Raw genomic sequence first — 797 nt, 5'->3', positions numbered from 1 at the left:
GCTGCGCGAGGATCGGGGTGATGGCCCGCACCGACGACCCCGCCGCGCGCGAGGCGCCCCCGCGCCGCCCGCGGCGCCCGCTGCTGCCGGCGCGCCGTCCGCTGCCGCCGCGCACCGCGCGCGCCCTGCGGCGCCTGCTCGCCCTGGCCGGGGTGCTCGCCGTCGCCGCCGCCGGCGCCGCCGTCGGCTTCGCCCTGGCCCCCGGGCACGACACCTGGGTCGGGCCCCTGCAGACCGAGGTGCGCGTGCGCCCCAGCCTGCACCCGGGGGTGCGCATCGAGCTGCCCCCCGTCGGCGAGGTCGCCTTCGACACCCACCGCGCGCCCCTGGCGGTCACCGCGGGCATCGAGTCCGTGGACCTCGACGCCGCCGGCCGGCTGGTGCGCTCCCCGCAGCAGCTGCTCGGCCTGGAGCTCACCGCCCCCGACACCGTGCGCGCCGCCACCGTGCGCGCCGCCGCCTACAGCGCCGCCTGCGGCGTCGGCGGCGCCGTCCTGGCCGGCGCCGTCGTCTACCGCGCCCGCCGGCGCGCCCTGCAGACCGGCGCCACCTGCCTGGTGCTGCTGCTGGCCACCGGCGGTGCCACCGCCGCCACCCTCGACCCCGCCGCCCTGCAGCAGCCGCGCTTCACCGGCCTGCTCTCGCGCGCCCCCTACGTCGTCTCCAGCACCCAGGACGCCCTGCAGCGCCTGGAGTCCTACCGCAGCGGCCTGTCCGACATCGTGCGCAGCGTCAGCACGCTGTACGCCGTCAGCGGCAGCCTGCCCGTCCTGGGCGACGGGCAGGCTGCCGCTGAC

The 797-nt window shown here is 80.2% G+C and carries 1 pseudogene; it reads left to right on the top strand.

Annotation, left to right across the window (positions count from 1 at the left end):
- Positions 1 to 20: 20 nt before the first annotated feature.
- Positions 21 to 797 (top strand): annotated as a pseudogene (locus GTR00_RS21985) (metallophosphoesterase family protein); the annotation flags it as partial.

It is taken from the genome of Kineococcus indalonis (genome assembly GCF_009906395.1).
Lineage (GTDB): Bacteria > Actinomycetota > Actinomycetes > Actinomycetales > Kineococcaceae > Kineococcus > Kineococcus indalonis.
The sequence above is the reverse complement of the archived record's forward strand: the minus strand, read 5'-3'. Positions and strand labels throughout refer to the sequence as shown.